Source organism: Planotetraspora kaengkrachanensis (assembly GCF_016862895.1).
Classification (GTDB): Bacteria; Actinomycetota; Actinomycetes; order Streptosporangiales; family Streptosporangiaceae; genus Planotetraspora; species Planotetraspora kaengkrachanensis.
Genome location: NZ_BONV01000004.1, coordinates 311,517 through 327,292, shown reverse-complemented (window position 1 = coordinate 327,292; position 15,776 = coordinate 311,517). Strand labels below are relative to the sequence as shown.

At 67.5% G+C, this 15,776-nt stretch carries 20 protein-coding genes; 9 read left to right on the top strand and 11 right to left on the bottom strand.

What is annotated here, in order from left to right; translation table 11 throughout:
- The first annotated feature begins 4 nt into the window (after positions 1-4).
- A complete protein-coding gene (locus Pka01_RS08075; protein ID WP_203881964.1) occupies positions 5-400 on the top strand; it encodes a cupin domain-containing protein in 396 nt (131 codons plus the stop codon).
- Positions 401-449: 49 nt separating this feature from the next.
- Here Pka01_RS08075 and Pka01_RS08070 read toward each other — a convergent pair whose 3' ends face one another.
- Together Pka01_RS08070 and Pka01_RS08065 are read right to left on the bottom strand one after the other, a co-directional pair.
- Positions 450-1,295, bottom strand: coding sequence for an SDR family oxidoreductase (locus Pka01_RS08070; protein ID WP_203881963.1), 846 nt, complete (start codon positions 1,293-1,295; stop codon positions 450-452).
- Positions 1,292-1,594, bottom strand: a complete 303-nt coding sequence (locus Pka01_RS08065) for an antibiotic biosynthesis monooxygenase (protein WP_203881962.1) — start codon at positions 1,592-1,594, stop codon at positions 1,292-1,294. The genes Pka01_RS08070 and Pka01_RS08065 overlap by 4 nt, the downstream gene beginning before the upstream one ends.
- A 95-nt stretch (positions 1,595-1,689) precedes the next feature.
- Here Pka01_RS08065 and Pka01_RS08060 point away from each other — a divergent pair, with 95 nt between their 5' ends.
- The gene (locus Pka01_RS08060) at positions 1,690-2,175 is read left to right on the top strand and encodes a MarR family winged helix-turn-helix transcriptional regulator (RefSeq protein ID WP_203881961.1); all 486 of its coding nucleotides are present in this window, start codon (positions 1,690-1,692) and stop codon (positions 2,173-2,175) included.
- A gap of 54 nt (positions 2,176-2,229) precedes the next feature.
- Here Pka01_RS08060 and Pka01_RS08055 read toward each other — a convergent pair whose 3' ends face one another.
- Together Pka01_RS08055 and Pka01_RS08050 are read right to left on the bottom strand one after the other, a co-directional pair.
- On the bottom strand, positions 2,230-3,216 hold the full coding sequence (locus tag Pka01_RS08055; protein WP_203881960.1) for an NAD-dependent epimerase/dehydratase family protein: 987 nt from the start codon (positions 3,214-3,216) through the stop codon (positions 2,230-2,232).
- 91 nt (positions 3,217-3,307) lie between these two features.
- Positions 3,308-3,913, bottom strand: coding sequence for a TetR/AcrR family transcriptional regulator (locus Pka01_RS08050; RefSeq protein WP_203881959.1), 606 nt, complete (start codon positions 3,911-3,913; stop codon positions 3,308-3,310).
- A gap of 128 nt (positions 3,914-4,041) precedes the next feature.
- On the opposite strand from Pka01_RS08050, the gene Pka01_RS08045 reads away from it, so the two are divergent.
- Complete coding sequence (locus tag Pka01_RS08045) at positions 4,042-5,055, top strand: aldo/keto reductase (RefSeq protein ID WP_239114819.1); 1,014 nt, start codon at positions 4,042-4,044, stop codon at positions 5,053-5,055.
- 102 nt (positions 5,056-5,157) lie between these two features.
- Here the strand turns inward: Pka01_RS08045 and Pka01_RS08040 are convergent, their stop codons facing one another.
- Positions 5,158-5,763: a tetratricopeptide repeat protein gene (locus tag Pka01_RS08040; RefSeq protein WP_203881958.1), complete on the bottom strand. Its 606-nt coding sequence runs from the start codon at positions 5,761-5,763 to the stop codon at positions 5,158-5,160.
- Between the two features lie 231 nt (positions 5,764-5,994).
- On the opposite strand from Pka01_RS08040, the gene Pka01_RS08035 reads away from it, so the two are divergent.
- Positions 5,995-6,405 (top strand): VOC family protein, encoded by a 411-nt coding sequence (locus tag Pka01_RS08035; protein WP_239114818.1) that lies wholly within the window; start codon positions 5,995-5,997, stop codon positions 6,403-6,405.
- A gap of 50 nt (positions 6,406-6,455) precedes the next feature.
- Here Pka01_RS08035 and Pka01_RS08030 read toward each other — a convergent pair whose 3' ends face one another.
- Entirely contained in the window at positions 6,456-6,872 is a 417-nt protein-coding gene (locus Pka01_RS08030; RefSeq protein WP_239114817.1) for a MerR family transcriptional regulator, read from the bottom strand.
- A gap of 47 nt (positions 6,873-6,919) precedes the next feature.
- On the opposite strand from Pka01_RS08030, the gene Pka01_RS08025 reads away from it, so the two are divergent.
- The 5 genes from Pka01_RS08025 (at position 6,920) to Pka01_RS08005 (ending at position 11,138) form a co-directional block, all read left to right on the top strand.
- Positions 6,920-7,744, top strand: coding sequence for an MBL fold metallo-hydrolase (locus Pka01_RS08025; protein ID WP_203881956.1), 825 nt, complete (start codon positions 6,920-6,922; stop codon positions 7,742-7,744).
- Between the two features lie 105 nt (positions 7,745-7,849).
- Positions 7,850-8,983, top strand: coding sequence for an MFS transporter (locus Pka01_RS08020; protein WP_203881955.1), 1,134 nt, complete (start codon positions 7,850-7,852; stop codon positions 8,981-8,983).
- A 450-nt stretch (positions 8,984-9,433) separates the two neighbouring features.
- Positions 9,434-10,003, top strand: coding sequence for a hypothetical protein (locus tag Pka01_RS08015; RefSeq protein ID WP_203881954.1), 570 nt, complete (start codon positions 9,434-9,436; stop codon positions 10,001-10,003).
- Between the two features lie 204 nt (positions 10,004-10,207).
- Positions 10,208-10,675 carry a site-specific integrase gene (locus Pka01_RS08010; protein WP_308442213.1) on the top strand — a complete coding sequence of 156 codons (468 nt, stop codon included), beginning with the start codon at positions 10,208-10,210 and terminating at the stop codon, positions 10,673-10,675.
- Positions 10,656-11,138: a hypothetical protein gene (locus Pka01_RS08005; protein ID WP_203881953.1), complete on the top strand. Its 483-nt coding sequence runs from the start codon at positions 10,656-10,658 to the stop codon at positions 11,136-11,138. The genes Pka01_RS08010 and Pka01_RS08005 overlap by 20 nt, the downstream gene beginning before the upstream one ends.
- Positions 11,139-11,212: 74 nt before the next feature.
- Here Pka01_RS08005 and Pka01_RS08000 read toward each other — a convergent pair whose 3' ends face one another.
- The 5 genes from Pka01_RS08000 to Pka01_RS07980 all read right to left on the bottom strand — a co-directional run bounded on the left by Pka01_RS08000 (position 11,213) and on the right by Pka01_RS07980 (position 15,543).
- Positions 11,213-12,043, bottom strand: coding sequence for a nucleotide exchange factor GrpE (locus Pka01_RS08000; protein WP_203881952.1), 831 nt, complete (start codon positions 12,041-12,043; stop codon positions 11,213-11,215).
- A gap of 390 nt (positions 12,044-12,433) precedes the next feature.
- Complete coding sequence (locus tag Pka01_RS41550; protein WP_203881951.1) at positions 12,434-12,700, bottom strand: CPCC family cysteine-rich protein; 267 nt, start codon at positions 12,698-12,700, stop codon at positions 12,434-12,436.
- Positions 12,701-13,017: 317 nt separating this feature from the next.
- The gene (locus Pka01_RS07990; RefSeq protein ID WP_203881950.1) at positions 13,018-13,839 is read right to left on the bottom strand and encodes a class I SAM-dependent methyltransferase; all 822 of its coding nucleotides are present in this window, start codon (positions 13,837-13,839) and stop codon (positions 13,018-13,020) included.
- A 116-nt stretch (positions 13,840-13,955) separates the two neighbouring features.
- Positions 13,956-14,402 carry a MarR family winged helix-turn-helix transcriptional regulator gene (locus tag Pka01_RS07985; protein ID WP_203881949.1) on the bottom strand — a complete coding sequence of 149 codons (447 nt, stop codon included), beginning with the start codon at positions 14,400-14,402 and terminating at the stop codon, positions 13,956-13,958.
- A gap of 337 nt (positions 14,403-14,739) precedes the next feature.
- Positions 14,740-15,543: an inositol monophosphatase family protein gene (locus tag Pka01_RS07980; RefSeq protein ID WP_203881948.1), complete on the bottom strand. Its 804-nt coding sequence runs from the start codon at positions 15,541-15,543 to the stop codon at positions 14,740-14,742.
- Positions 15,544-15,776 lie beyond the last annotated feature (233 nt).

Genomic DNA, 15,776 nt, shown 5'->3' with positions numbered 1-15,776 from the left:
CCTCGTGAGCAACGAACCCATCGCCCTCGGCAAGGCCCTGGCCTCCTTCGACGCCCTGTGGAGCCCTCGCATCGTCACGCGCGTCAACGACTACGACGTACGCGTCGCGAAGGTCGAGGGTGAGCACATCTGGCACGTCCACGACGACACCGACGAGTTCTTCCTGGTGCTCGACGGGGAGTTGCACATCTCCTTGCGCGAGCCCGGCGGGGAGCGCACGGTCCGGCTCCCGCAGGGCGCGGTGTTCACCGTCCCCCGCGGCACGGAGCACAAGCCGTCAGTTCCCGCCGGAGCCTCGATCCTCATGTTCGAGCCCACCGGGACACCGACGGTCGGCGACCGCCACGCCGAGATCCCCGACCACATCGACGCGACGACAGGGCACGCGCTCGACTCCTGAGGGCGAGCCCCCTATGCCGATGCCGGGGCTCAGGCACGCGTGGCGGTACTCAGGCACCCCGGATGCGGTCGGCGAAGTTGCGGGCGAAGTCGGCGAACGACCGGGCGGGGCGACCCATGACGTCGAGGTAGTCCGGCGTCGTGAAGTCCCCCCAACCGCCTGCGTAGGCGGTGCCGTACTCGGCGTTGACGGCGGCGATCCAGTCGGGCAACCCGGCCCCGAGCATGGCCTGGTAGGCCTCCGGCTCGCTCAGCGAGTGATAGCGGATCGGCGTGCCGAGCACTGTTCCGAACTGCTCGGCGGCCTCCTTCAAGGAGATGACGGCCGGGCCGGTCAGCGTGTAGATCCTGCCCTCGTGCATCTCGGGCTCGGTCAGCACGCGTGCGGCGAAGTCGGCGATGTCCCGCACGTCGATCATGCCGAGGCGGCCCTCCCCCAGATTTCCGAACAGCGTGTCGCCGTTCACCGAGCCGAGCAGGTTCTGCATGAAGAAGTGCGGCCTGATGATGGTCCAGCCCAGGCCGGAGGCCATGAGCTCGGCGTCCGACAGAGCGTGGAGACGCCCGTTGCGGGTGGGAGCCTCATGGCCCGCGCCGACGGCGGACATGCGCACGATGTGGCGCACCCCCGCCCGGCGAGCGGCCCAGACGGCGTTCATGGAGGCGTGCGGCGCCTGCGGGCCCATCGCCGTGAGCAGCCACAGGGTGTCGACCCCCTCGAAGGCAGGGCCGAGCGTGCGGGGCTGTTCGAGGTCGCCGACGACGACCTCGGCCCCGGCGACGTCGCCCGCCTTGGCGGCGTCACGCACGAGCACCCGGACGTCGTCGGTGGTGGGCAGGGAACGCAGGAGTGCACCGGAAACGTTGCCGGTCGCACCAGTGATCAAGATGGTCATCGTTCGTCCTCGTCTTCAATGGTGGTGCCTTCCTCGGCGGACACCACGTGGTCGATGGCCTCGAAGAAGGCTGTGATTCCGGGAAGGTTCGCGCCCTTCGCCCGTGAGTCCGCGAAGTCCTCGGGCGTCCGCCAGTACACGATGTCCAGCCATTCGTCGCCGGGCAGGCGGACCAGGCGGGCGCCCAGGAAGCCGGAACGGTCGGCCCGGAAGTCGGCGAGCATCGCCGGTCGGGCGGCGAGTAGTCGTTCCACGTGCTCGGGCACCACATGGAACCGGGTCAGTTCTACGGTGGTCATGCGTCTCCTCCATGTGTGAGCAGGCGATACGAGAATATAGTAAGAGTTAGTGACTATCAAGTTTAGTGACTAATCGAGCAGACAGGTGACCCCCGATGCGGCGCAGCGAACGCAAGCAGATCGACCCCGACCTCGGCATCATGGCCGGCCAGACGCTGTTCGCCCTCCAGAAGGAGCTGTTCACGACCCTCGGCCGGCAGGGGCATCCCCACCTCAGGCCCCGGCACGGAGCAGTGCTGGCCTACCTCGACGAGGAGGGCAGCCGTGCGACGGATCTTTCCCAGCAGTCAGGCCAGCACAAGCAGGTGATCGGCACGCTGGTCGACGAACTGGTCGAGCTGGGCTACGTGCGCCGCGAGCCCGATCCGCAGGACCGGCGGGCGAAGCTCATCGTGCCCACCCCGCTCGGGCTCGACGAGATGGCGCGGTCGGACGCCATCGTGGCGGACATCGAGCGCAGGCACGCGCAGGCCCTGGGCGAGGAGGTCTACGCCGCCTTCAAGCAGGCGTTCCGCCAGATCACCGACCTCCAGCGCACCGACCTCGCCCGGAAACTCTCCACGGACCAGCCGACGCGGTGACCACGCCGCACAGAAGAGGCCCCCGTAGGGACCTGTGAGCTTGGATGATCCCTGTCAGCCGAGAGCGTCGAGCAACTCGCGCTCGCGCTGGACACTGAGGCCGGCACGTCTTGCCCGGTCCAGACCCTGCTCGCGTTCCCAGAGCAGCGTGTCGGCCAGCATCTCCGCCCGGGGCCGATGACGGAGCCCCGCGGCGCGAGCCGCAGACCCGTTCCGGGCCGACCACCCCTCCCACCCCGGCTCGACCAGCCACATCGGCAGCGACTCGGCCCCCATGTACTCGGCCACGCCGTTCGCGAGCAGCCAGGCCGTGTCGGCGGTGACCACCGGACCGGCGTGCCCACCGATGGCGCGCGACAACTCGATCCACTCTCCGAACGGAACGACCGGACCAACGGCGTCGTATGTGCCCACCGTCCCCGCCTCCGCGGCGGCGAGCAGCCAGGCGGCGAGGTCCCGCACGTCGACCGCCTGTGTCGCCGCCGCCGGTGCGTCGGGAACCAGCATCGGCCCGTACGGATCGCGCGCGGCCCGAGCCACCCAGTAGCCGGAACGTCCGCTGTGATCACCCGGGCCGCCGATGAGACCGGCACGCGCGATGAGAAGGCGGTCGCCCACCACGGCCTCCGACGCCTGCTCGCAGGCGACCTTCGCCTCGCCGTACCGCTCGCGGTCGACCTCGCTTCGATCGGTCGGAGCAAGCAGGGCCGTGGATTCGTCAGCGTCCGGCACGGCATGGGAAGCGTAGGCACTGACGGATGAGACATAGACCCAGTGCCTGGCCCTGCCGCCCAGCATGCCGAGCGCCTCACGGACGAAGCCCGGCTGCCATGACACCTCGATGACCGCATCCCATTCGCGGTCGAGCAATGGTTCGTACGCCGAAGGATCGCGCCGGTCGGCGGCCACCAGCGTCGCCCCCTCCGCGACCGCCCCGCTTTCGCCGCGAGCGAGGCACGTCACCCGATGACCGAGCCCGATGGCCTGCCGCGACAACTCCCGGCCCACCCACGCTGTTCCGCCAAGTATCAAGAGCTCCATTCCGACACCCAAGCACCGCGAACGCTGAAGACCCAGGCTGATTCACTCACAGCGGACCCGATGCGCCGACAGCGGACAATATGGGCGAGTCTCAGGCGCTCGGAGGGCCGTCCGCGGAAGTGGGCACGCCTCTCGCACCGATGAGGTCGAGTGCGGCGGCGAGCAGATCGATGATCGTGGCCGAATCCGCGGCCTGCAGCGCCCGGTTGCGCAGGACATTGCGTTGCATCTGCACGCCGGTGCAGATGGCGATCAACAGCGCGGCTCGCGTCCCCGGATCGGGGCCGGCGAGCGCGTCGGAGAGGTCACGCTGATAGTGCTGCTCGAGGTGGTCGCGCATGATCTCGACGGCCCGCTCGTTCCCGGCCGAGCGGATGGTGAGCAGAAGCCCCTTGGCCTGCTCCAGCGGCGCGTCGCTGAGCAGCGCCTCGGCCACGTCACGGTTGCGCCCCGGGACCATCATGAGGGGGTGGCGGTAGGTCTCCTCCACCGCTCGCGCGAACAGCGCCTCCTTCGACCCGAAGTAGCGGGTGATCAACCGAGGGTCGATTCCGGCGTCACGGGCGATGTCGCGGGTGCTCGCGCCGTCATAGCCGCTGCGGGCGAACGCGTCGACCGCGGCACCGAGGATGGCGCGCTGTGTGGCCTCGGCGTCGCGTGTACGCCGAGGGGCGGGAGCAGACGCACCAGTGGACACACCCTCATCCTAGGCCCCCTTGACCGTTGTCCTCACTTGAGGACTATTGTTGTCCCCACGTGAGGACATGCCTGCTCGCAGGTGAATCCCCAGCGAGGTCATGTCCGCCTGCCTGGAAGGACCCAGTCATGAGCATCACCACCCGATTCCTCGGACCCGACCATCTCGAGGTCGGCGCGATCGGCTACGGCGCGATGAGCTTCGCCAACCCCTACGGACAGAACGGCGAGTACGACCCGGACATGATGGCCCGGGAGATCATCGACCGCGCCGCCAAGCTCGGCGTCACCATGATCGACACTGCCGACGGCTACGGGGCAAGCGAGGAGATCGTCGGCCGTGCGATCGCCGGACGCCGCGACGAGTTCGTCGTCGCGACGAAGTTCGGCATCGTCTCGGCCCCGTTCGGCGGAGCAGAAGCACGCATCGACGGCAGCCCCGCCTACGCGCGCCGGCAGCTGGAACGGTCACTGCGGCGCCTGGGCACCGACCACATCGATCTGTACTACCAGCACCGTGTCGACCCGACGGTCCCGATCGAGGACACCGTCGGCGCCATGGCCGAGTTCGTCACCGAGGGAAAGGTGCGCCACATCGGCCTGTCCGAGGCCGCGCCCGACACCATCCGCCGGGCCGCGGCCGTGCATCCGATCACTGCACTCCAGACCGAGTGGTCGCTGTGGGAGCGAGGCATCGAGGACGAGATCCTCCCGCTCACCCGCGAACTCGGCATCGGAATCGTGCCTTACAGCCCGCTTGGCCGCGGTGCCCTCACCGGCGCCATCACCTCCCGGGACGACCTGAAGAACGAGGACCACCGCAGCGGCATGCCCTGGTACTCCGAGGAGAACTTCGACCGCAACCTGTCGACCGTCGACATCGTCCGCGACATCGCCGCCGACCTCGGCGCCACCCCCGGCCAGGTCGCCCTCGCCTGGCTGCTCGCCAAGGCGCCCGACGTCGTCCCGATCCCCGGCACCCGCCGGCCGGCGTTCTTCGAGGAGAACAGCCTCGCCGCCGACATCACGCTCACCGAAGACCACATCGCCGCCCTCGAAGGCATCACCGTGACCGGGGACCGCGAACACGACACCGCCGTCGCCACGCAGAACTGGTTCAACGGGGTCACCCCGCCCCGCTGAAGACACCCTTGCCTGGTGGGTGCCGAGAATCAGATGTCGTCGCAAACTCGTGCGACGACGCTCCCCGCGTGTCCGCCGCGTGGTTGTTCCGTACGGTTCCGATCAGCGCCGTCGGCGGCGCAAGTCGATCAGGCATGCGTGTGCCATGGCCGCGAACTCCGGGTGTCGTGTCGCGATGACCCGCTCGAATGCGGCTTCGGCGTCTGCGACCCGACCCGTGGCGAACCAGAGGGCACCGAGCTGGGTCAGTGCTCCCGGCGACTCGTCGGGATGACCTGAATCCACCGCGCGCTGCAACGCACGCATCGCCTCTTCGGTATGGCCCTGCCTGGCGAGCAGGCCACCCAGATTGAAAGCCCCTTTCGGCGCGGCCTGCGGATGCCCCGACTCCATGGCGATGGTCAGGAGGACTCGGGCCTGCTCGGTGTCGCCTTCGTGGAACACGATGGTCCCCAGGTTCAACGCGGCCATCGCCGATGCGTCGGAATTGGGAGAATTCATGGCCATCCGGTACGCGTGCTGGGCACCGCGCGCATCACCGCGGGATTCCAACACCAAGCCCAGATCGAAGGCTGCCATCCCGGCGGCCGATGGCCTGCCCTCAACCGTGATCAGGCGCAGCATTTCCTCCGCCGCGGCGACGTCGCCTTTCTCGTAGGTGTTCCTCGCCACCGCGATGGCGAGGTCCTCGACGTCGGAACCGCTCACCCGCTCAGCGGGGATACCCCGTTCCCGCGCCGCCGCCAGCAAGGAGTCGGAGAAGGAATCAGATGCGGCCGCACGTCGTCGCCAGCGTTCCGGCCACAACCGCATCCCTTGTCCACCCCTTCCGTTAAGGGCTCTGTTCCATCCTTCAGTCACTCCCTCTGCGGGTCAACACCAACCGGTGCCCCACACCGACCCGGCTGAGACGAGGGAGCCGCGGGCCGGATAACCCAGTTGACCGTCATCAAGCTGCGCCTGCACGATTCCGTCGTGACGACGCGTATTCGCAATATCGCCTTCGACGCCGCCGACCCGGTAGCCCTGGCGCGCTGGTGGTCTCGTGTTCTCGGCCGGCCGCTGCCCGACGGACACCAGCCCGACGCTGACGAAGCAGCCCTCGACCTCCCCGACGGCCAAACCGTGTACTTCCAACGCGTGCCGGAACCGAAGGCGGTCAAAAATCGCATGCACATATGCCTGCAAGCGGATTCGCCACGCGACGTCGAGACGGAACGAATCACAAGTCTCGGTGCGACGCTCGTAGCGGATCATCGCAATGCGGACGGATCCGGGTGGGTGGTGCTGGCCGATCCCGAGGGCAACGAGTTCTGTGTGCTGCGTTCGGTCGCTGAACGCGGGTTCTAAGCATCCACTCCGGCTTGGTCCGTTTGGCAGGGCGTCGGGATCAGCCTGATCTAAAGGGACTGGTCCCAGGGGGCCGGGGAGGCGCCGGGTCGGAAGGTGTTCTTGAAGTCGGGGCACTCCACGAGCGGCTCGTGCGTGCAGGTCGAGGCGTGGCGGAGGCCGTCGCGCATGCGGATCAAGCGGGCGACGTCCTCCTCCAGTTCCTCGGCCTTGCGCATCATGCGGGTGCGCAGCTCCAGGTCGTCGGGGGTTGCTCGCAGGAATCTGGCGATCTCGGCGATGGTGAACCCGGCGCCGCGTGCGCAGGTGATGAACGCGAGGCGATCGAGGGCCTCGGGGTGGTAGGTCCGGCGCAACCCGTTGCGGCCCGCCGAGGCGACGAGGCCCCGCTTCTCATAGAACCGCAGCGCCGACGCCGCCAATCCGGAGCGCTCGGCTACCTCTGCGATGTCCAGCAGCTCGCCCACCGTGCCTCCTTGACTTGAACCGCGCTTCAACCAGCAGGCTAGCCGCCATGCAGATCCATCACCTCAACTGCGGGTCCGTACGGCAGATCGAAGCCACTTACCCGGGCCCGGCCCCCGCGCACGCCGTCAACCACTGCCTGCTGGTCGAGACCGACTCCGACGGACTGGTCCTCATCGAAACCGGCCTCGGCCTGGACGATGTACGCAACCCCAGCCAGGCCCTCGGCGCCGACTGGGTCGAGATGGCCCAGCCCGTGCTGGACGAGCAGGAGACCGCCATACGCCAGATCGCCCGGCTCGGGTACGACCCCGGCGATGTACGCCACATCATCGTGACGCACCTCGATGTGGACCACTGCGGTGGCCTGCCGGACTTCCCCGCCGCCCAGGTCCACGTCCTGGCCGCCGAACTCGAAGCCGCGACCAGTCAGGCGCCCAGCTTCCGCTACCGCCCGGCCCACTGGGCACACCACCCGAACTGGGTGACCTATCCCATCGGCTCCGGCGAGGACTGGTTCGGCTTCGCCTCCCTGCAGCTCCAGGGCCTGCCGCCGCAGATCCGCCTGGTCCCGCTCGGCGGCCACACCGCCGGCCACACCGGAGTGGCGGTCCACGACGGCGACCGCTGGCTCCTGCACTGCGGTGACGCCTACTACTACCATCGGGAACTCGGTGACGACCCCCACCCTCACCCCCTCCTGGACCTGGTGCAAACCAGCTCAGAAGTTCACCGCGATCTCAGACTCGGCACTCAGGCTCGGCTACGCGAACTCCTCCGCCGCCACGGCGACCAGGTATCGATCTTCAGCGCCCACGACCCCTGGGAACTCCGCCGCTACCGCCGTCCCGGGCAGGCCATGGCGCCGCAGTAGATTCACCGGCCACCCGCCGCCGGCCGGACGAACTGCCAGGTCAGAGGACATTGTCAGCGGCGTGTGCGAGGCTGGCGCCTTTCGTTGCCGTATGCGGGGGATGACGTGCTCAGATCGTTGCCGGCGACGGCCAGGGCGCTGGTGTGGGTGCGTGTTCTCAACGCCCTCGGCGCGTATGCGCTGTCGTTTCTGGCGGTTCTCGCTGGACCGGAACTCGCCCCGCTGGCGTTGGTGGTGTTCGGGGTCTCGGCACTGGCTTCGCGCTGGGCTGGGGCGTTCCTGCTGGATCGCTTCTCGCCTCGGGGCGTGCTCGTCGCCGGATTGGCCGGAACCGGCCTGGCTCTGGTCGCGCTGGCGCTGGCGGACGGGCCGGTGCCCGTGCTGGTCGCGATCGCCCTGGTCGGGCTGGCGTTTGAGGTGTATGAGCCTGCCTCGCAGGAACTGCTTGCGCGGGCGAGCATCGGTGAGCAGCGGCATACGACCTTTGCGGTAATGGGAGTGGCGATCTCGGCCGCCGGGGCGGTCGCGGGACTGCTGGCGGCGGTGCTGCTGCCGTTGGGGGTGCGATGGCTGGTGGTTGCAGACGCGCTGACCTGCCTGGTGGCGGCCGGTGTGGCGGTGGCGTTGCTGCCACGCGACGACCATGCACGCGGTGCGTACCGTGAGAGCAGTGATGAGCGCTGGCGGCCGCCGGCGGCGCTGCTGCGCCTGACCATGGCGGGCATCGCGTTCGCGGTCGGCTATCTGGCGGTGATGATGTATCTGCCGCTGGCCCTGCTGGAGCGGGGGGCACCGGCGTGGCTGCCCGGCCTGACTCTTGCGAGCGCAGCCATTGTGGCGCCGCTGGCGCTTAGGGCGGTCAGGCGTCCACTGGAGGGCCGTCAGCATGGGTTGATCCTTGGCCTGGGCACGCTACTACTGGCGGGGCTGGCGCTGGTCATGGCGCTGACCAGCAGCCTGTTGCTGACCATCGTCGCGTATCTGGCCTGCACTGCGGTCAACGGCGTGTTGCTGGGGCGCTGGCAGTCGAGTGTCGCCGACGCCGCCCCTGAGCTCGATCGGCCACGTTGGTTCGCTTTCCAGGGGTCGTCGTGGGGCCTGGCCCAGCCGACTGTCCCCCCGCTGGCTGTACTGGCAGGCACCTTCGTAGGCGCCGCAGGAGCCGGCGCGTTCCTGACGGCGGGTTTCGCGTTCCTGCTCGTGCCGCTCGTGCTGTACAAGCTGGACCAGGTTTCCTAGATCACCTGTCGCGCATGTCCTGGGACAGAAACGTCAAGCACCTCGTGGGAACCCTGCTGTGGTTCTGTCCTACCTCGGCTGACGCTTGACACTGCGGCTTCGGTCGGGTCCCGCCACAGGATCGTCGCCCCACACTGCATTCCACGGTGCCCATACATCGATCTGGCCAACCGCGACGAACGCCGCGGCGATGGAGACGTCGAAAAGCCAGGCCCGGCGCCGACCGAGCTCGGCGGGGGCGGCACCGTCGAGCATGGGCGCATGATACGGCCGGCGACAGTCGCCGGGCGTCCACCCTCGGGTGGACGCCGCACCACCGTTGCTCCAACCAGCCGCCGCATCCACCCACCCGGCGATGGACGATCGCAGGCCGTGGGCGGCCTAGCGTCGGCGCCATCGACCCATTTTTTCGGTGGCGCCGCCACCAAGTGCAGAAAGGAAGCCACAGCAATGTCCACCCCCATCGCCCGGGAAACCGCCGCACCGGTTCGCGCCGGGACGGCCGTGACCATGTCGGCGCTGACCGGTCTGGCGTCCCTCGCCCTAGGCGTGCTCCAGCTGGCGTCTCCGGAGCAGGCCGATCCGTTCCACGCCACAACCGACTACCTCATCGAGTACAGCTACGCTCTTGGCCTGTGGATCGGCGTGCTGGCCATCATCGGGCTACATGCGGTGCACCGAGTTCAAGCGCGCTGGGGCAAGATCGGCCTCGCCGCCACCATCACGTTCGCGGCCCAGTATGCCCTGCTCGGTACCGCGGCCCTCGCCACCGCCGTACGCGGCCGGAACTCGCTCGACATCCTCTTCCTGCTCGCTCTGCCGCTGTGGCTGGCCGGTGGCGTCCTGCTCGCGATCGCGGTCTTCCGCGCGGGCCTACTGCCCAAAACGATCGCCGTCGCTATCGGTGTGAACTTACCCCTGACCATGGTCGTCGGTGAGGCGGGCCCACTCATCGATGGGGCAGTGTGGATCGGCATCGCCGTCGCATTGATCAGGGTTACGGCGCGGCCCAGACACTAAGCCGAAGTTGTTTGATCTTTGACGGTGAGCCCCCTGCGCAGGGGGTTCACCGTTAGCGGGGTGGGTGTGGTGTCTACGTGAGGGTGAGTGCGACCGCCTGCGACCACACCCGCGTGGTCCGCCGCACCACCACCCAGCCCGTCCGCAGCATCAAAGCGGCCCGGCCCCGCAAGCCGATCATGTTTCCTAGGGTGCCCGTCAAGCATGTGGTGGGACAGAAACGTCAACACCAGGTGGACAGACAGCGGTGATGCCCACGAGCAACGCGGTCTCAAGCACCGGGGCCGCGATGACGTACGGCCGGTGCCGATCCCGCCCGCCCTGGTCAAGATTCTTCGGCCACACATCAAAGAGTTCGGCATCGGGTCGGATGGCCGAATCGTCCACAGTGAACGGGGCGGAGTGATCGCCTCGACGGCCTACACGGAGGTGTGGCAGGAAGCTCGAACACTCGCCTTCACCCCTGCCCAGGTCGCCTCTCCACTGGCGCGCAGGCCGTTCGACCTTCGGCATGCGGCGGTCTCGCTCTGGCTGAATGCGGGCGTCTCAGCCCCCGAGGTGGCCGAGCGTGCCGGACACAGCGTTGACGTACTGTTGCGGGTCTACGCGAAGTGCATCGATGGGCATCAGTCCATCTCCAATCGGAGGATCGATGAAGCTCTTACGGCGTAAACGCGCGGCATCGGTCTACAGCGGAAGAGACGCGACCGTCTATCAGCGGGGATCAGTCGTTCTCGTATCCGCCCTGGCCCGAACCGTGACAGGACTCCTCATCGAAACAGACCCGCGCAGCCGCTTCGATGAGCCGGTGATCACAAATGATCTAGGGCTATCGGTCACCGCTGCCCTGGCCGCCTTCAAGCTCGACATGCCACACCCCGACTGGAAAGCGGACGACCTGCCGAACAAGCCGTTGCAGAAACTCGCTGGAGTCAGGTCCTGGCGCGCGTTCGTCCAAGGCACACGCTGCATCGGCGTCCACCAGGATCCGGACGGGACCGTGATCATCCAGCCCTACAAGAACGAAGGCGCCAGACAGGGCTTCTCCCCGCTCGACGAGTTAGAGCCATTCATAGCTCCGACAACCGACGCGCTAGGTGCCCATGTGCTCCAAGGGCTGAACAACGCCGAGTGATTCGGCTGATACCCCGGATGAGATCCTCTTCTTCATCGATTCCTTCTGGGCAGGGACGGGTACCCATACGCGGGTCAGTCCGCAGGGGCCGGCTCGACGTGGTGATCGTTGTAAGGGAAGACGTCATCACCATGATCGACGATGGTGCTGCACCGATACCGGACGATCTCGATCACCGACGCGGGATCAAGGCTCTTCTCGTCTACCCACGGATCCAGGATCGCGTCCACGTTGTAGTGCAGTCGGCCGTCGACCAGGTAGTCGCGGCGGAAGTCGGTTCTCCACTGCGAGTTGCTCCCCCAACCGTCCGAGAGGTCACGGGTGGATCGTGACCGGCGCCAGAAGGTCCAATACAGGGTGGAGCGATCGGCGACCCCAGCGACCAGATGCCGTGCCCCGGCGGTGACGACCACTCCGGCCCGCATCAGCAGCATCGACCCCATCATGTAACCGGGCCAGCGCTCCTCGACTATCGAGGGCGGCTCGTCGGGATCGTCGACCGGCCGCACCTCGACGACCTCGTGAAAGAACGGGTGAAAGCCCCGCCTGCCGATCCGGTCCGCGCCCAGCGCCTCACAGAAGGCGGGATAGACACCGACCGGCGGGTAGGCCTCGTTCGGGCTCGCCGTCGGATCGTCCGGGGGATCCTGGTAGTTCAGGATGAGCACGTCGAGTATACGGTTCATGGCATACAAGCGCACCAGCGGGCTGAATCCCCTGTTGGGAGGGCTCCCCAGAGGGATCAGGTGACTTTCGGGCCGGCCCGCCTCCCGCACCTCCGCCACGTGCGCCGGATGCTCTTCCAGCCACCGCAGCAGCATGTCGCCCAGCCCATCGCTCTCGCGGTCAAAGAGGCGCTCGCACAGGGACCGCCAGTGGTGATCCGAGTAGAGATCGTCGTTCATGTGCCCCATGGTCCCGTACGACGGCACGCGTCTGGGATCTTGCTCGCGAAGACTCCCTGTCAGCAGAGGAACGAGTTTCGCCGCTGGCCCGGCGGCCCTACGACCTGCGGCACGCCCGCCTGTCCACCTGGCTCAACGCCAGAGTCCCGCCCAAACAGGTAGCCGTGGGCAGGCAACAGCGAACATAGCAAGGCCCTGGTCATCGGCTAGAGGACCAGGGCCTTGGCGCTGTGCGGCCGGAGGTACTCGAAACCCCAACCTTCTGATCCGTAGCAAGGTCAGGGCTGTCCACAGTCGTCCAGAGCTGTCATAAGCGCCTGCTCAGGGGGCGTCTCTGGGCGTCGATATTCCACGCTTGTCCATGGTTGTCCAGGGCTGCTGTTAGCAGCGTTAGCACGATCGCGTAGAAGGATGCTCCTCCGGGCGGGGTGCTCGAACGTGGCCACGATCTTTTTTACGGCTCGCGCCGAACTCCGTGAAGTTCCGCCATCCCTGCGTGAAGCTCAGCTCATAGTTGGGGCCACCGCGAACCTGGTCGGCATCGTGGTCGTCTTGCCCGTCGTCCTCCCAGAAACAAACCGGACAGATCTCGTAGCCTCCTCGCTCGCTCAGTGTGAGGAACCCACAGCACGGGCACGGATAGGGCTCGTCACTCATTGCCCGCCTTGCAGCCCGAACCGCCACAGATCACCCAACCGGTCAGTTACTCCCTCTCGTTCCCGCATCTCGGCCCGATCCGCCAGCGCGGAGGTGTCGCCGGCGTCGGCGGTGATGCGGTACAGGGCGAAGGCGTGGCGGTATCGGGCGCGGGCTAATGCCGCTTGGGCAAGAGCGCGGTGGTCGCCGTGTGACGGCGTGGCCGGTGGCGGCCTCCCAAAAGGTGGCTAGCGGGCAGGTGGTAGGGCGTCGAGCACGACCCCGACGCCATCCTCACCGTCCTCCCCGAGCGCTACCGCTGGGGAGGGACCGGTTCCTCACGCCGTCGCGGTGAGGAATTGCGTCTGGATCTGAGTGGGGCGATCGGCCACGGTCACTTCGAAGTGGTTGACCGCTGTCACCTCGTCCGGGTTGTCGATCCGCCAACCGGTCTTTTCGAAGAGTGCCAGCCAGGCGTCGCGGGACTGGATCGTGTGCAGCGGTCCGGCGCCGCCGAACATGACGTCGTCCACGGTGGAGACGACGAGGTCGGAGTCGAGGTCGGCGGGATGCACTTCGGCGGTGATGGCCAGGGTGCTCCCTGCCGTCGCGCGGCCGGAGAGCCTGGCCAGGAGTGATGCGACGTCGCCGGGTTCGAGGAACAGAGCGAGGTGTTCGGCGAGGAAGAGGGTCGGTCGGTGGGCGTCGTGCCCGGCGCGCGCCAGGACCTCGGCGACATCGTCGGTGTGGAAGTCCATGGCGGCCAGGGCGAGGTGCGCGGTGTCGGTGCCCATCACGTGGAGGCGGCGGGCCTTGTCCGCGACGATGTCGGGCAGATCGAGGTCGAAGAACGTCACGCCGGAGTGCCGGAATCGCAGGGCGCGGTCGTCGTAGCCGGCGCCGAGATTGACGACCTGGGGGACCCCCGCCGCGATGGCGTCCAGCACGAGCTGGTCGAAGTACGGAGCGCGGGGTGCCAGGAGTGCGAGGGACAAGGAGATGGCGCTGGGCTCGCCGCCCGGATCGATCGCCTGCAACCCTTGGACGAGCGCACGCCCGGCGTCGGGGTCGCCCTCGGCGGTGGATGGCCGCTCGAACTCGGCGCGCCCAAGGGCGCACACCTCACGGATCATTGTCAGCAGCGGATTTTCCTGCGTCATGATGGGTGCTCCTTCGCTGCTGGACGCGTGCGTCCGGGCAGGTTCGAGCGCGCGGCGGCGGATGCCGCCACGGCGAGGAATGAGGAATGCGCTCCGACGGGCCCGGGTCGGACGCGTTACGAGTCACCCGGGTTCGACAGACCGGCGGTGATCTTGTCGAGCAGCACCTGGAAGGTGGTCCGCTCCGACTCGGTCAGCGGCGCGAGGATCGACTCGTCCGCCGCGGCCATCGCCTCGTCGCGCCCGGCTACGAGCGCGATCCCGGCGTCGGTCGCGAAGACGCGCTTGCTGCGTTCGTCGCCGCCCTCGAAGCGGCGCTCAACGAGTTGTCGCGCTTCGAGCCCGCGCAGGACGCCGGAGACATTCGCCGCGGTCGTACGAGTCGCTCGCGCGATGTCGCGCTGGATGGCGCCGGGGTTGGCGGCGAGATGGCTCAGGACAAACGCCTGCTGCAAGCTGAGTCCTCGCACATGGATCCACTCCTGCGCTGCCTGCACCTGGGCCCAATTGATGACCCTGAGGCTTTCAAGGGGACTGGCGGGAAGGTCTTTCGACTGATCCATACCCCGACGGTAATTGTTAAGTCCTTAACAGTCAACTCCTTAAGTGTTCTCCATTCCGTCCTGGTGCTCGGGCAGGCCGGCCTGGGTCGCACGTAGGGATTTGACCATCGCGAATGAGCCGCTCCAGCGGCCGACCAACATCGAGCCACCTGTGAGAATGCGGCCAAGATCATTGCACGCATATTGGTGGACCAGCGACAGACGAGGGCTCCGGGTGGCCTACGGCTGCATGTCCGTGGAAAGCAAAAGAGGCCCCGTAGGGCCTCTGAGCTGGGAAAATCCCTGGTGGCAGGTGCAAGGTTCGAACTTGCGTAGGCTGAGCCGACGGTTTTACAGATTAACGATCAGACGGACACTGCTTGCCGATGAGTTCTAGCACTGCGGCATGCGTCTCCTGGTCGGCCGCCACGACGAGCCCACCCGCGCCGGTGTGCAGTGGCTGACCGTGTATGCCGGTCACCACGCATCCGGCGACCTGGCACAACGCGATGCCGCTGGCGAAGTGCACGCTATCCCGCAGGTGGCCGTCAGTGACGTATGCGGCTCGCCGACCGGCGGCGACCCAGGCCACTGCCAGAGTGGTGGAGACGACGCGCGGGCGAAACTGCGCGATGAACCCTGGGTCGGCAAGCAACCGGACCGCCCGGAAGCTCGGTTCGTTCGGGAACGGTGGATCGAGGTTGACATCCACCAGCCGGGTATCGGGCGACGGCGTGAGTCCCTCGTCCACACCGTCGCGACGAACGTACGCGTGATCGCCGTCCGTCCAGAACACCTCTTTGGCGAACGGGTCGGCTGAGGCCGCCACCGTGATGTCCGAGCCCACGCGCAGGGCGACGTTCACCGCGACCAGCATGCTGCGCGCGGCATAGTTCAGCGTGCCGCACAGTGGGTCGACCAGCCACATGCGCTCCGCGCCGCCCGGGCCCGTACATCCGCTCTCCTCGGCCGTCACGGCATCGTCTGGTCGGGCGGTGCGAATAACGTCAAGGATGGTGTTCTCCGCCTCAATGTCAGCAGCCGTAGCGAAGTCACCCACAGCCTTCTGGAAGCGCGTCAGCGATGCACCGTACATGGCGTGCACGACAGCAGCTCCTGCTTGCGCTGCCGTGAGAGCCAATTCCTCGTCTGTGATCAGCACGCACGAAGAATAGACACGATGGGTCCACCAGCAACACCACGCGGTCAGCCCAGACATCGAACCCGAGCTCCGAATGGTTTCGGCCCCAGTCGCCCTCGCCCGTCGGGCCATTAGCCAAGGTGACGAGGGGTCAACCACGGTCACTCACGACCGGCCCGAAGCCCAGCTCAGCGCCCGTATGAGGCGTGATCCATACGCTTCCCAAGCTGACAGCGCGGGTTCGATTCCCGTCA

Excerpts from the sequence above, each read along its gene's own strand:
- Pka01_RS08070 (WP_203881963.1), bottom strand. The coding sequence starts at position 1,295 with ATGACCATCTTGATCACTGGTGCGACCGGCAACGTTTCCGGTGCACTC.
- Pka01_RS08065 (WP_203881962.1), bottom strand. The coding sequence starts at position 1,594 with ATGACCACCGTAGAACTGACCCGGTTCCATGTGGTGCCCGAGCACGTG.
- Pka01_RS08060 (WP_203881961.1), top strand. The coding sequence starts at position 1,690 with ATGCGGCGCAGCGAACGCAAGCAGATCGACCCCGACCTCGGCATCATG.
- Pka01_RS08055 (WP_203881960.1), bottom strand. The coding sequence starts at position 3,216 with ATGGAGCTCTTGATACTTGGCGGAACAGCGTGGGTGGGCCGGGAGTTG.
- Pka01_RS08045 (WP_239114819.1), top strand. The coding sequence starts at position 4,042 with ATGAGCATCACCACCCGATTCCTCGGACCCGACCATCTCGAGGTCGGC.
- Pka01_RS08025 (WP_203881956.1), top strand. The coding sequence starts at position 6,920 with ATGCAGATCCATCACCTCAACTGCGGGTCCGTACGGCAGATCGAAGCC.
- Pka01_RS08015 (WP_203881954.1), top strand. The coding sequence starts at position 9,434 with ATGTCCACCCCCATCGCCCGGGAAACCGCCGCACCGGTTCGCGCCGGG.
- Pka01_RS08010 (WP_308442213.1), top strand. The coding sequence starts at position 10,208 with ATGTGGTGGGACAGAAACGTCAACACCAGGTGGACAGACAGCGGTGAT.
- Pka01_RS08005 (WP_203881953.1), top strand. The coding sequence starts at position 10,656 with ATGAAGCTCTTACGGCGTAAACGCGCGGCATCGGTCTACAGCGGAAGA.
- Pka01_RS08000 (WP_203881952.1), bottom strand. The coding sequence starts at position 12,043 with ATGAACGACGATCTCTACTCGGATCACCACTGGCGGTCCCTGTGCGAG.
- Pka01_RS41550 (WP_203881951.1), bottom strand. The coding sequence starts at position 12,700 with ATGAGTGACGAGCCCTATCCGTGCCCGTGCTGTGGGTTCCTCACACTG.
- Pka01_RS07990 (WP_203881950.1), bottom strand. The coding sequence starts at position 13,839 with ATGACGCAGGAAAATCCGCTGCTGACAATGATCCGTGAGGTGTGCGCC.
- Pka01_RS07985 (WP_203881949.1), bottom strand. The coding sequence starts at position 14,402 with ATGGATCAGTCGAAAGACCTTCCCGCCAGTCCCCTTGAAAGCCTCAGG.